Source organism: Anoxybacillus tepidamans PS2, from assembly GCF_000620165.1.
Lineage (GTDB): Bacteria > Bacillota > Bacilli > Bacillales > Anoxybacillaceae > Anoxybacteroides > Anoxybacteroides tepidamans_A.
The window spans coordinates 46454-59677 of sequence record NZ_JHVN01000018.1; the positions used below are offsets into that span (position 1 = coordinate 46454).

The 13224-nt window shown below is 42.8% G+C and carries 16 protein-coding genes and 1 pseudogene; 9 read left to right on the top strand and 8 right to left on the bottom strand.

The window, feature by feature from the left end; translation table 11 throughout:
* Window positions 1-8: 8 nt before the first annotated feature.
* Window positions 9-836, bottom strand: coding sequence for a cobalamin-binding protein (locus N667_RS0113655; protein WP_027410095.1), 828 nt, complete (start codon window positions 834-836; stop codon window positions 9-11).
* A gap of 77 nt (window positions 837-913) precedes the next feature.
* On the opposite strand from N667_RS0113655, the gene N667_RS0113660 reads away from it, so the two are divergent.
* The 4 genes from N667_RS0113660 (at window position 914) to N667_RS0113675 (ending at window position 4889) form a co-directional block, all read left to right on the top strand.
* Window positions 914-1285: a DUF309 domain-containing protein gene (locus tag N667_RS0113660; protein ID WP_035098976.1), complete on the top strand. Its 372-nt coding sequence runs from the start codon at window positions 914-916 to the stop codon at window positions 1283-1285.
* 70 nt (window positions 1286-1355) lie between these two features.
* Window positions 1356-2858 carry a leucyl aminopeptidase gene (locus tag N667_RS0113665; RefSeq protein WP_027410097.1) on the top strand — a complete coding sequence of 501 codons (1503 nt, stop codon included), beginning with the start codon at window positions 1356-1358 and terminating at the stop codon, window positions 2856-2858.
* Window positions 2859-3252: 394 nt separating this feature from the next.
* Entirely contained in the window at window positions 3253-3873 is a 621-nt protein-coding gene (locus N667_RS0113670; protein ID WP_027410098.1) for a DUF47 domain-containing protein, read from the top strand.
* A 17-nt stretch (window positions 3874-3890) separates the two neighbouring features.
* Window positions 3891-4889: an inorganic phosphate transporter gene (locus N667_RS0113675; protein ID WP_027410099.1), complete on the top strand. Its 999-nt coding sequence runs from the start codon at window positions 3891-3893 to the stop codon at window positions 4887-4889.
* Window positions 4890-4943: 54 nt separating this feature from the next.
* Here N667_RS0113675 and N667_RS0113680 read toward each other — a convergent pair whose 3' ends face one another.
* The gene (locus tag N667_RS0113680) at window positions 4944-5549 is read right to left on the bottom strand and encodes a biotin transporter BioY (protein ID WP_027410100.1); all 606 of its coding nucleotides are present in this window, start codon (window positions 5547-5549) and stop codon (window positions 4944-4946) included.
* A gap of 132 nt (window positions 5550-5681) precedes the next feature.
* On the opposite strand from N667_RS0113680, the gene N667_RS20050 reads away from it, so the two are divergent.
* On the top strand, window positions 5682-5834 hold the full coding sequence (locus N667_RS20050) for a hypothetical protein (protein ID WP_198020554.1): 153 nt from the start codon (window positions 5682-5684) through the stop codon (window positions 5832-5834).
* Between the two features lie 26 nt (window positions 5835-5860).
* Here the strand turns inward: N667_RS20050 and N667_RS0113690 are convergent, their stop codons facing one another.
* From N667_RS0113690 to N667_RS0113705, 4 genes are all read right to left on the bottom strand, one after another.
* The gene (locus N667_RS0113690) at window positions 5861-6196 is read right to left on the bottom strand and encodes a hypothetical protein (protein ID WP_051530057.1); all 336 of its coding nucleotides are present in this window, start codon (window positions 6194-6196) and stop codon (window positions 5861-5863) included.
* A 101-nt stretch (window positions 6197-6297) separates the two neighbouring features.
* Entirely contained in the window at window positions 6298-6489 is a 192-nt protein-coding gene (locus tag N667_RS0113695; protein WP_027410102.1) for a hypothetical protein, read from the bottom strand.
* 117 nt (window positions 6490-6606) lie between these two features.
* Window positions 6607-7935 (bottom strand): ArsB/NhaD family transporter, encoded by a 1329-nt coding sequence (locus N667_RS0113700; RefSeq protein ID WP_027410103.1) that lies wholly within the window; start codon window positions 7933-7935, stop codon window positions 6607-6609.
* An 18-nt stretch (window positions 7936-7953) separates the two neighbouring features.
* Window positions 7954-8376 carry a hypothetical protein gene (locus N667_RS0113705; protein WP_027410104.1) on the bottom strand — a complete coding sequence of 141 codons (423 nt, stop codon included), beginning with the start codon at window positions 8374-8376 and terminating at the stop codon, window positions 7954-7956.
* 152 nt (window positions 8377-8528) lie between these two features.
* Here N667_RS0113705 and kapD point away from each other — a divergent pair, with 152 nt between their 5' ends.
* The 3 genes from kapD (at window position 8529) to N667_RS0113720 (ending at window position 10105) form a co-directional block, all read left to right on the top strand.
* Complete coding sequence (gene kapD, locus N667_RS0113710; RefSeq protein WP_084279225.1) at window positions 8529-9224, top strand: 3'-5' exonuclease KapD; 696 nt, start codon at window positions 8529-8531, stop codon at window positions 9222-9224.
* Between the two features lie 90 nt (window positions 9225-9314).
* Window positions 9315-9524 (top strand): hypothetical protein, encoded by a 210-nt coding sequence (locus tag N667_RS0113715; RefSeq protein ID WP_027410106.1) that lies wholly within the window; start codon window positions 9315-9317, stop codon window positions 9522-9524.
* Between the two features lie 65 nt (window positions 9525-9589).
* Window positions 9590-10105: a superoxide dismutase family protein gene (locus N667_RS0113720; RefSeq protein WP_027410107.1), complete on the top strand. Its 516-nt coding sequence runs from the start codon at window positions 9590-9592 to the stop codon at window positions 10103-10105.
* A gap of 94 nt (window positions 10106-10199) precedes the next feature.
* Here the strand turns inward: N667_RS0113720 and N667_RS0113725 are convergent, their stop codons facing one another.
* A complete protein-coding gene (locus tag N667_RS0113725) occupies window positions 10200-11183 on the bottom strand; it encodes a zinc-binding alcohol dehydrogenase family protein (RefSeq protein ID WP_027410108.1) in 984 nt (327 codons plus the stop codon).
* A gap of 99 nt (window positions 11184-11282) precedes the next feature.
* Window positions 11283-12449 carry a MalY/PatB family protein gene (locus tag N667_RS0113730; protein WP_027410109.1) on the bottom strand — a complete coding sequence of 389 codons (1167 nt, stop codon included), beginning with the start codon at window positions 12447-12449 and terminating at the stop codon, window positions 11283-11285.
* A 155-nt stretch (window positions 12450-12604) separates the two neighbouring features.
* Between N667_RS0113730 and N667_RS0113735 the strand changes: the two are divergent.
* Window positions 12605-13224: pseudogene (locus N667_RS0113735) on the top strand (RNA-guided endonuclease TnpB family protein); the annotation flags it as partial.

The following is a 13224-nucleotide window of genomic DNA, read 5'->3' on the forward strand; positions in this document are numbered from 1 at the left end:
GACGGGCTTCATTCCCGTCCTTCTTTTTGTTTGAGCAAAGGATCGACGCCGTCGTAAGGCGGGAATACATCGGGATAAATAAGGGCGGCAAGCTTTTTTAAACCGAGCAACAAGCGCGGGGATGGCCGGCAAAAAAGTGATTCTTCAAGGATAAGGATGTTTCCTTCTTTTACTGCATCTATTTCTTCCCACCCAGGACGCTTTCTAACAATATTTGGATTGATTTTTTCGGTTTGAACGCCGACCCAAGCGAGACAAATATGTTTAGGGTTTCGCTTCTTTACTTCCTGCCAATCCGTTTGCACATTTGCTTGTTCAAAATCAGCAAAAATGTTACTGCCTCCGGCTAATTCGCTAATTTCGCTCAGCCAATTCGCTTTTCCGGGAGTGAACACAGGTTTTGGCCACCACTCCCAATAAAGCGTCGTTGGCTCTTCTACGTTTTTTGCTAATCGTCTATATTGATCAATGACCGCCTGATACTGTTCGACCACTGCTTCTGCTTGCTTTCTATGATCGAGCGCTTCTCCGACCAAAAGCAGATCATTAGCAATATCTTGTAAAGAATTCGGCTGCAGTACGAGGTGGGGAATATTCCGCTTTTGCAGCTCACTTACGTTCCGCTCCATTCCTGGAACGCTCAAAGAAGCAAGAACGAGATCCGGTTTCATCGCTTCAACTACATCCATATTGATATGCAAATCGGGGCCGACTTTCGGCAGCTCATGCACCGAAGGCGGCCAATCGGAATAATCGTCAACAGCAATTACTTTCTCGGTCAAACCTAAATAAGCAAGAAGTTCCGTGTTGCTTGGACAGAGAGAGACAATTTTCATGTATATCACCTCCTTTTTTCTATTCGCCTTCAGTTCCTTCATTTCCTTGTGATATGCTGAAAAAAGGGGGAGTGTTTATGTATCCAATGGAGTATTATGAGTTTTTCGTGAAATTCAATGAAGGTGATTATTATACATGCCATGATTTGTTAGAGGAAATTTGGATGACTGATAAGAACAATTTATTTATAAAAGGGTTATTGCAAATGACGGTGGCGCTGTATCATTATGGATACGGCAATGTGAAAGGTGTGCGAATGATGATGCAAGCGGCTCATCAGTACTTACGGCCGTATCGACCATTTTATTGGGGAGTTGATGTCGAAGAGGTATGTACCTTTATTGAACGATGCTTGGCGCTGATGCCTGTAGACGTGGAGCGAGTTGATTTTTCTCACGTCAATCGGTTGCCCTCTCTTCCTCCGCTTATTTTACTTTTGCACGATTAATTAGAAAACCGAAATATTTTTGTCGGTTATATATTATAATGAAGATAATCATACGAGAAGGAGTGATTCGATGTTTACGGTTATTCCTGAACTTTCTACTGAGACAAAACAAGAGGTGTTTGTTGTCGGACTATTTGAACAGCATTCTCCCTTGAAAGGTATTGCAGCAAAATGGAATGAGCAGTTAAATGGACAGCTTGTAGAGTTGCTGAAAGAAGGAGATATTTCTCCTAAGAGAAAACATGTTTCCAAAATACATACGCTCGGGCACACGAACGCGAAACGGCTTTATTTTGTTGGGTTGGGAAAAAAGGAAGAGTTGACGTTTGAGCAATTAAGAGAAGCGTTCGGCAAATTATTTAAAACATTGAAAGGAACAAAACTAACAGAAGTTGCAGTAGCTCTTGATACATTTACGACAGAACAAATTGATATCAATGATGCGGCCCATGCGCTTTCCGAAGCGTTTCATCTTGCCACGTATCAGTTTGCTGGCTATAAACAAAAAACAAATGAACCGGAGAAGAAAATTGAACAAATCACAGTTTACACAGAAGGAGATAAAGAGGAAGTGGAAGCGAGCCTGTTTGTCGGCTCCGTCTACGGAAAGGCAACGAATTTTGCTCGAACGCTCGTCAATACACCGAGCAATTTATTAACGGCGAATGATTTAGCGAATTATGCAGTGGAACTAGCAAAAAAATATGAATTTGAATACGAAGTGCTTGAGAAAGAAGAAATGGAAAAGCTCGGAATGGGTGCATTTTTAGCGGTTAACAAAGGGTCGGCGGAACCGCCGAAAATGATCGTATTAAAATATCAAGGCAAGGAAGCGTGGGAGAATGTCATCGGTCTTGTCGGAAAAGGAGTGACATTCGATACAGGCGGTTATTCCATTAAAACAAAGGAAGGAATCGTCGGGATGAAAACCGATATGGCTGGCGCAGCAGCGGTTCTCGGAGCGATGGAAATCATCGGAGAGATTCGCCCCGAACAAAACGTCGTTGCAGTTATTCCGGCTACGGACAATATGGTCAGCGGTGAAGCGTTTAAACCGGATGACGTGATTACATCGATGAGCGGAAAAACGATTGAAGTCAAAAACACCGATGCGGAAGGCCGACTCATTTTGGCGGATGCTATTACATATGCGAAACATCATGGAGCTAGCTATATTATCGATGTAGCCACACTAACAGGAGGAGTAATTATCGCCTTAGGAGCCCACACTACAGGAGCGATGACGAATAACGAGGCGTTGTTTGAACAAATGTTGGAAGCCTCTGCTGAGACTGGCGAGTTTATTTGGCGCTTGCCAATTACCGAAAAAGATAAAGAACGTGTGCGTAGCAGCGCCGTTGCTGATTTAAATAACTCCCCGGGAAGAGAGGGACATGCGATTATGGGCGGCGCTTTTCTGGCCGAGTTTGCCGAGGAGACTCCTTGGATTCATTTAGATATTGCCGGCACATCGGTCACATCGAAAGAGCACGATCTCGGCCCTGCCGGCGCAACGGGAGTGATGGTACGAACGCTTGCGACCTTTGTTGAGCGTTTTCAGACAAATGATTAATGAAGCCGTCGAGTGCGGCTTCATTTTTATTTTGTATGTTTTTTGAAAATAAATAATTACAAGTTAGAGCGTTTTCATATAAAACTCTTCAAAGAACAGAATAACAAGTTATACGCATATACTTGTTGTCTATTTGTTCATTGTCTCGTTTCCAAGCATTCTCGAACGACCATTTAACCAAAGTGCGGGTTACGCATATAATATAATCTCGCTTTCTATATATTAGTTGTAAAAGAAACTCATTAGTTTGCTCGGAAAGCAATGGATGTTTTATTTAAATGTAAAGATAGTGTAAATTTTATGTTAATTTTTTTAAAATTAATTGTAAATTCGACGAGTATTGATAAAATAAGACAGGGTGGCTCATTATTAATAAATAAGTGGGGGTTTTTGTATGGTTTTTTCACCAAAAAAAGATGTATTTTTTGATTTATTATTTACAATTTCAGAAAACGTAAAAGAAGCGGCACAATATTTTGTGGAGTACAAAATTAATAACATCAGCGATTTGAAAGAGTTTGCTCGTGTGATGAAAGAATACGAAAAGAAAGGCGATTCGTTCATTCACGAACTCGTTGTTGCGTTAAATAAAACATTCATTACACCAATTGAACGCGAGGATATTCATCAATTGGCAATGAAAATGGACGATGTGCTTGACGGTTTCGAGCAATGTTCTGCTCGTTTTGAAATGTTTTCATTCACTGATATTGACGATCATATGGTGAAATTCTTTGACAACATTTATCAAAGCACGATTGAAATCGCTGAGGCGCTCAAGCTGTTAGCAAACAAAAAATTGTTAGATATGCGCGCACATGCGATCAAAATTAAAGACTACGAAACAAAATGCGACGAGATTTTACGCGCATCTATTAAAAATTTATTTGTTACACAAAAAGACCCTATTAAACTTATTCAATATAAAGAACTTTATGAGATGTTGGAAGAAATCGCGGATAGCTGTGAGGACGTTGCAAATACAATCGAAACAATTATCATGCGTAACGCGTAAAAGGAGATTGCGTTTTTATGGATACGGTATTGATACTCACAGTTTTAGTCGTTATTTTTGCGTTAGCATTTGACTTTATTAACGGCTTTCATGACACAGCAAATGCGATTGCAACATCTGTTTCAACAAGGGCGTTGACACCTCGCCAGGCTATTGTTTTAGCGGCAACGATGAACTTAATCGGAGCGTTGACATTTACCGGTGTTGCTAAAACCATTACGAAAGATATTGTAGATCCTTTTGCTTTAGAAAACGGCTCAATTGTTATTCTGGCAGCGTTGACTGCCGCGATCGCTTGGAACTTAATTACGTGGTATTACGGTATTCCGAGCAGTTCGTCTCATGCGCTAATCGGTTCTATTGCCGGTGCAGCGATTTCAGCAGCTGGATTTGGGGTCTTGAACTATTCTGGTTTTATAAAAATTTTAGAGTCGTTAATTATTTCTCCATTTCTTGCATTCGGGGTCGGATTTATTATTATGAGTTTGTTCCGCGCTATATTTAGAAATGCAAATCTATCTAAAACAACGAAAGGATTCCGCTTATTCCAAGTAGTAACAGCTGCGATGCAAGCCTATACGCACGGAACGAACGATGCACAAAAGGCGATGGGAATTATCACGATGGCTCTAATTGCAGCAAATTACCATCACTCCACTGACATTCCGGAGTGGGTGCGCTTTTCGGCAGCGATCGCAATGGGGTTAGGAACATCGGTTGGCGGTTGGAAAATTATTAAGACAATCGGCGGAAAAATTATGAAAATCCGTCCTGTGAACGGAGCGGCTGCCGATTTATCCTCTGCGCTAATTATTTTTACAGCGACGACGTTCCATTTGCCTGTTAGTACTACTCATGTCGCTTCATCTTCGGTTATGGGAGTAGGAGCGGCACAACGCGTGAAAGGAGTTAAATGGGGAGTCGCGCAACGGATCGTATTGACATGGATTATTACGTTGCCGGTTTCCGCGTTAATTTCAGGGTTTATTTATCAATTATTTAAATTATTTTTATAAAAAAGTGCATGCGAAGGCATGCACTTTTTTAGTCAACGACGCTTTTTCTTTTTATTAAGCAGCATAACGGCTAGAAGAAGAGGACTTGCGAACCGACGAATAAATGCGCGGTGCAATAACGGCTGCGACGATCGAGAGAATGATATCTTTTGGCAGCGGCGCAAGCATCCAGCTCCAAGCCATGCTATAGGAAAAACCTTTAGGAGCCTGTGCCCAATATTTATAAGCAAAATACATCCAATTCGTACCTACGACATAGTTAATGACCATTCCTACCAGGGTAGCGGTCACAAATCGGGCAACAGAAGGAGATGAAGGGCTTTTTTCAATGATCCAGCCTGTAGCGTAAGCGGCTAAAATGAATGATAAAATAAAGCCGAATGTTGGACGGAAAATCATACCAAACCCGCCGGAAAATTGAGCAAATACAGGCGCGCCAAAAAGACCAATCAATGTGTAGACAATCATCGCCAATGCACCGAGACGGCGTCCTAAAATCGCTCCAGCAAGGACACAAAAAAAGGTTTGCAATGTAATGGGCACGCCGCCTACTACTAAAAATGGCGCCCATGAGGTAATATTAGCTCCGATCGCCATGAGAGCTGCAAACATGCCGACTAATGTAAGATCGAGTGCGCGTAACGATTGTTTTGTTGTCATATGTAAACCTCCTTTATTGTTTGGTTAACTGAATCGTATCGAACAAAAGGCTATCTGTCAATAACCTTTTGTATAACACGCATACTTAAGGAAACGCTATAATCACTACAATCAAATGAGGAGGAGGACGTAATGCAATCGGATAAAAAAATGGATCGCATCGAGCGGGCCAGTCAAACAGGAGCTAGAGAAGATATCGTTCATGTCAGTTCGGATGACGAAGGGGATGATTACGATTTAAGGGATGCGCGGGAAGTAGGGATAAAACAGCTCGATCACGAATAAGAAAGCTGCTTGGTCAATCAAGCAGCTTAAAATACATTCCAGCGCAGCCCAATAGCGAGCTGGCAGCAATAATGCATCCCGGAAGTTGGAGATAGAGTTAAGCGAATGCCGTCTGGATTAAAGTAAATGTCGATTTTGGAACGAATACCGAGCGACTGAATCATTTGCTGCACTTGTTTTGTTTTGCCTTCTTGAGCAAGCGACATGACATGTTTAGCAAATGATTGGGAGCTTGCTAATTTTGCTAAAACAATGCTCGCATCTTTCATCAATGTTTGGGCTGTTGTTGCAGATTGGGTAAATAAGTAAGGATTGACGGACGGATATTGACGCATATGACTATACATAGGAACTACATACATTCTAGAACGCCTCCATTAAATAAATGACTCATTTCTAATCACTATATGTATTAAATAAAAAAAGGAGCGAGTTTTACAAAGAAAACTCGCTCCTGTTACCGCTAACGGCTGAAAAGTTTAGTATGGCGGTGCTCCATTAAATCGATCGCTCCTAGCACCACATGGGCTAACCCAAATCCAAATAGTGTATTTGAAAAATTCGGGCTTACTCTATGGCTTTGCCTCATGGCTAGTCCAGTTGCTGTGACAATCGTTCCTAAAGCGGTCGGAATCAACCCTTCACGGATGCGCATCGTCATCATCTCCCTTTATTCATTAGTGATGGATATGCCATCATTGCTAGTTTGCGCATTCAGTAAAAGAAAAAAGCAGGAAAACTTTTTCCTACTTGTATCTACCAGAATAAACATTCACATTAAATAGCGCAAAAATAAATACAAATTGGATAATAATAAAGCGATTAATGTTAACGGAGCACCGATTTTTAAGAAGTCCATGTAACTAAAGCCGTGTCCTTCGCGTGAGGCGATGCCCGCTACAATGACATTCGCTGAAGCGCCGATTAACGTTCCGTTTCCTCCTAAACAAGCGCCAAGCGACAACGCCCACCATAAAACATCGATTTGCGGAGAGTCAGGAGAAAGCCCCATTCCAACCGCCATATCTTTAATCAGTGGAATCATTGTAGCGACAAACGGGATGTTATCAATCGTTGCCGACGCAATACCTGAAACCCAAAGGATAAAATACGAAGCGACAGAAATGTCCCCTCCTGTAACATCGAGCGCTTTTTCCGCCAAGCTTTTAATCAGTCCGATGTCGACAAGTCCTCCGACTAATGTGAACAAACCAGCAAAAAAGAAAATCGTTACCCACTCCACTGATGAAAGAATTTCCTCGATTTCATGTTCTTGTACGCCAATTACCATAAGAACGGTTGCACCTGTCATGGCGATAACGGCGGCATCCACATGAATGATCGAGTGAAGAATAAAAGCTAGAATGGTCAATACTAATACCGCTACTGATTTTTTTAATAAAACAGCATCTTTAATGTAGTCTTGCTCGTTTACTTTCATCAGTTTTTCAATCAGCTTTGTATCCGATTTTAATTGCCGGCGGTAAACGAAAGCAAGGATGGCTACAGTCATAATTAAAATAACGACGGCAATGGGTGATAAATTAATGAGAAAATCGTTGAAATCCAGATGTTTATTGGCTGAACCGATCATAATATTTGGCGGGTCACCGATTAACGTAGCTGTTCCACCGATGTTGGAAGCCAACACTTCCGAAATTAAATAGGGCACCGGATTAACGTGCAGCATGCGTGTAATGGAAAACGTAACAGGCACAACTAGCAATACAGTTGTCACATTATCAAGAAACGCTGACAGCACAGCTGTGAGCAAAGATAAAATGATTAAAATGCGGACAGGGTTTCCTCTGGCCATTTTAGCCGCTTTAACGGCTACGTATTGAAAAAAACCAGACTTACTTGTGATATTTACAAGGATCATCATTCCGATTAAAAGGGTGATAGTCCCCCATTCGATATGGTGCGTAAACGCCTTATGTACATCTACGATACCGAAAATAATCATGCATGCAGCACCGAGCAAGGCGATCACGGCGCGGTTGATTTTTTCAGAAATAATGATGGCATATGTCACTAAAAAAATGGCAATGGCCGCGTAATATTGAATGTTTGATATTCCGGTTGTTACTGTTTCATACAACGGTTTTCCCTCCTTTATTTATTGTATCGTGTTCCTACAAGATGGGCAGAGTAAGTGGGATCTATTTTCTAGCTCTCTTGTATAAAATGTGAATTGACATTGTGGACAACGAAATTCCGTTAAACGATCTATGAACAGTTTATTTGTTGGCCGTTTTGCAATCGATGTATCAACGATTTCAACATGAACATCTTCCCGAGAGTCATCCTCCGCGACAACCAACCCTTCAGTTTCTTCTTTCGACCGCCATCCTCCGTCCATTAAATGTTGTTGCAGTTGGCTATGCGATGAATATTCAAGCATTTCCTCGGCTAATTTCATATACTGCTCGTTTGTTAATGTGGCGAATGGTAGGCCGGTTTTTTTCTTTTCCCAATATGACTTCAACTGCTCTTCTGTAAAAATAAACGTTACAATTTTATGAATCACGACGTTTTTCAATAGCCAATCTCCCTTCGTCGACATTGTACCTATAGAACTTATTATACCGTCTTTACTATACGTACTCAAAAAAAGTGTAGACATGCGGACGTTCGCCTTTTTTTAAATATTTTCTGAAAAATGAAAGTAAAACGATGACATCCCATGATATAATGAAAGTACTATCGTCGCTCGAATGCATAAAACATGACGAAACAAAGGGAACGAAAGGAGGGAGCGCGGTGCAAGCGAAAGATCATCAATATTTATTTCTTGATTTTGAGTTTACCATGCCTGAGAATAAAGCCAAACCGAAAGGATTTTTTCCAGAAATTATCGAAGCGGGTCTTGTGTCGGTGATCAACGATCAAGTATATGATCAATTTTCTGCGTACGTGAAACCAACCTGTTTCCCGATTTTAACCGAACGGTGCAAGTCATTTTTAAATATTACACAAGAACAGATTGATCAAGGGATTTCGTTTGAGGAGCTTATTCATTGGTTAAAAGAGTATGATCGGGTATGTCCTAGCACAGTGATTACATGGGGAAACATGGACATGAAAGTATTGCGGCACAACTGTCTGCAAGCGAATCTTCCGTTCCCGTTCACAGGGGAACACCGGGATTTGGCGATGGAGTATAAAATGTTTTTCGGAGAACGAAACCAGCCTGGGCTTCGCAAAGCGGTTCAAGAATACGGAAAAGAAGGAATCGGGAAGCCACATTGTGCTTTAGACGATGCGTTTACAACATATAACATTTTTAAGCTTGTGGAAAAAGATAAAAAATATTTAGCCAAGCCAGAGCAGCCGACCATTGGCGAACGAATTGATTTTAGCCAGCTGTTAAAAAAATTTGCGTTATAAATGGCCAAGTCACGTTGTTTTGTGGTTTGGCTTATTTGTTTTTGTTATAATAGAGTCGGTATATATTTATACATGAAAGGTTGACGAAACATGCTGTTCCCATATATCTTGAATTTATTTTTATATTTTCCGGAGGATAAGCGAGAGTATATTCCGGCTGCGATTACATGCACGCTATTTTTAATTGCGGCTATTTTAACGATGCGGCTTATTATTAAAGTTTCTAAATACCAAGAGGAAAAAGCAAAACAATTTGAAGAGCAACTGAGAAAAGAAAAGATTATCCAAGACGAACAATGAGCTGTTTGTCGAACTCCCTTTCTGGCAATACTGTATGAAAAATGTGTTGCGGAAGGGGAGTTTTTATGTTTAAGCGCATCTATTTATTGCTTGCGGTGCTTGTTCTTACGAGCGGTTGTAAGGAAACGAGCCCAACGAAGATAAATGTGAAAATGATTAACCGTGAAGGTCACGTATTAGGCACGGCGAAGTTGTCCGAACAACCGAAAGGCGTTAAAATTGCGCTCGATTTAAAAGGATTGCCGCCTGGAACGCATGCGATCCATATCCATGAAAAAGGCATTTGTAAGAAACCTGATTTTCAATCAGCAGGTGGCCATTATAATCCGGACAATAAAAAGCACGGTTTACTTCATCCACAAGGAGCGCATGCAGGCGATTTGCCGAATATTATTGTTAAAGAAGACGGAACGGTCAAAACAGAATTTTTAGCTCCGCAAGTAACGCTTAGGGACAGAAAGGGAACGTTGTTAACAAAAGAGGGGACAGCTCTAGTGATTCATGCAGGGAAAGATGATGGAATGGCACAGCCGGCAGGCGATGCAGGAGAGCGTATTGCGTGCGGGGAGATTAAAAGGTAAAACAGGAAGCGGGATGTCCCGCTTCTTTTTTCGTTTAACGTATCCCCCGAGAAGTCTCCCACCTCTAAATGGAATGTAGGTGGGGGAGGTTCATTTACATATTGCTGACAGTCAATAATACCTTTCCGGTACTATGTCTACTTTCAACCCAACGATGCGCTTCACTCGCCTCCTCAAGAGGAAACTTCTTTCCAATTTTCATTTTTAATCGTTCTTCTGCTAAATATTTGAGGACGTGCTCTGCTGCATTGCGCAATAGATGCGGGCGTTCTTTTCTTGTTGTGCCTAAGCTGAATCCGAGAACAGAGCGGCAACTTGCATGCAAATCTTTTGTCTGAAAATGGCCTGTCTTGCCGCTTGCGTTTCCAAAATGAACAAGCCTGCCGTACATAGCTAAACAGTCGAGGCTTTTTTCTGATACTTGACCGGAAATCGAATCTAAAATGACGTCTGCTCCTTTTCCATTCGTTAGTTCCATTACTTTTTCGGCAAAGTCTATTTCTTCGCGGCAAATGACGTAATCAGCCCCCGCTTCTAACGCGGCAGCTATTTTTGCGGCGCTGCCAACGGTACCGATGACACAGTCGGCGCCTAAAATTTTGGCCAGCTGAATGGCGGTTGTCCCCACTCCACCGGCTGCCGCATGAATGAGCACAGTTTCCCCCGATTGCAATCGCGCCACATCGGCAAGCAGCTTAAAAGCGGTACAACCAACAATTGGACACGCCGCTGCTGTTTCGAAATCAAGCTGGTCGGGAATAGGAAATGTCAAAACTTCTTCAGCCACTACATACTCAGCATAGGATCCTCTTGCAGGAAAGGCGATAACCCGCTGTCCTGTTTTTAAATTTTTAACATCTGCTCCGATCTTTTCAATCACGCCAGCCGCGTCAAGCCCCGGAATAAACGGAAGCTTGCCGGTCCCTTTTTTTCTGTATCGGGATTTGATATCGGCAAAGTTCACGCTTGTCGCTTCAACGCGGATCAGCACTTGGGTGGATGTAATAGTCGGCATATCGATATTGGTGCATCTCATAACTTCTGGAGGCCCGAATTCAGTCATTAAAATGGCTTTCATTATAAATCCCTCCAATAGTGATGTAACATAATTAGAGTGCCTAGCATGAGGTAAAATCTATTTCTGTTTATTGGCGAAATTGCTACCCTTTTTTGAGAATCAAAGGCCTTCAAAAGCAACCGCTAAGCGCTGGAACGCACTTTCTAATGTTTGGCGATGGCAAGCCACGTTGAGACGGATAAATCCCCGACCTTCTTCCCCGAATTTGCTTCCCATTTCTACGGCGATTTTCCCTTTGTGAAGAAGAAGCTGCTTGAGCTGCTGTTCCGGTATGCCAAGTCCGCGACAATCAATCCATACAAGGTATGTTGCTTCTGGACTCATGGCGCGCACTCTTGGAAACGAGGCATTAATAAACGAGCATGTCCGATCAATGTTTTCTTTTATATACTCTAATAGAGCGTCAAGCCAATCGCTGCCATATCGATACGCAGCTTCCGTTCCGGCAACGGCAAACGCGTTGAGTGTAAAGAAGCCTTGCCGTTGTTGGACGGCATCGAACTGCTTTTTCATTGAACTGTTGGGAATAATGGCAACAGCCGCCTGCAATCCTGCTAAATTAAACGTTTTTGTCGGCGCTATGCATGTCACGCTGATGTCGGCAAACGCTTCATCAGTCGAGGCAAATGGCGTATGCCGACAAGGAGGGAGCGTCAAATCGGCATGAATTTCATCCGATACAACGATCACGCCATTTTCTAAACAAAGCGTTCCTAATGTAGTGAGCTCTTCCTTTGTCCATACGCGGCCTCCTGGGTTATGAGGGCTACATAACAATAGCATTTTTGCTCCCTTTAACTTTTCCTGCAAATCGGCCCAATTAATCGCATAGCCCTTCTCAGTAAGAAGGAGGGGACATGTGACAAGTTGTCGGTCATTTTTTTGCACAAGCTGGAATAGCGGCGGATAGACAGGGGGGAATACGACAATTCGATCATGGGGTGATGTGAACGCCTCGATAGCTGTGGCTAGCGCTGGAACCACACCGGTGCAAAACGACATCCAATACGGCTCGACAGACCATTGATGGCGCTGTTGCATCCAATCGCGAATCGCTTCCTTTAATGAGAGGGGGATTGCTGTATAGCCAAACACGCCGTGTTCTACCCGTTTTGCAAGCGCTTCGAGAACGGCGGGCGGGGCCTGAAAATCCATATCGGCCACCCACATTGGCAATACGTCTTTTACACCGAAGAATCGCTCTGTTTCGTCCCATTTCACCGAATGTGTATGGCGCCGCTCAATCATGTCATCAAATGAGTACATGAGAAAAATCTCCTTTCATTTAACACATTCACCGAGAAGTCTCCCACCTCTAAGCGAAGTGTAGGTGGGGGATGAATCGGATGTTTTTCTTTCTAAAACAGAACGTATGTGCTATAATCATCTTAACCAAGCTGTAGGGAAAGGAAGGAATCTCGATGCTCCGCGGTCAAAAAATCGCCTTTCGTGCCTCCAAAAAGGATCTCGAACGGCTGGGGGCCTGCAACCGGGAGTCGGCACGCGTCTGGAATGAGTGCCTCCGGCTCGCCAAAGACTATTTCCTTCAACACGGTCGCCGCATCTCGAAAAGCGAGCTGCAAAAGCAAACAAAAGGCCGCTTCCATCTTCACAGCCAGTCGATCCAAGCCGTTTGCCACAAGTATCTCTTCGCAAGACAATCGGCACAAGCCGCCATTCAAAAAGGACTTCATCATGCCCGCTACCCATACAAACAAAAGAAATTCTTCAACACCAAATGGGCGAAAGATGGGTTCAAAGTGTACGAAAATGGAACCATTGCCTTATCCATGGGCATCCATGATGGAAAGAGAGAAGAACCGATCCTCGTCCATGTCTCCCACTTACCCAAAGGAACGATCAAGGAAATTGAATGTTGTTATGACCACGGTTGGTATTTGGCCATCACCTACGAGGACGGTCAAGAAGCAAAATCGTATCAACCGGGCCGTTCGGTCGGTGTCGATCTCGGTGAAATTCATACGATCGGCGCCTTTTGTGAAAACGGCCAAGCCCTCTTGATTACAGGGAGAAAGGTGCG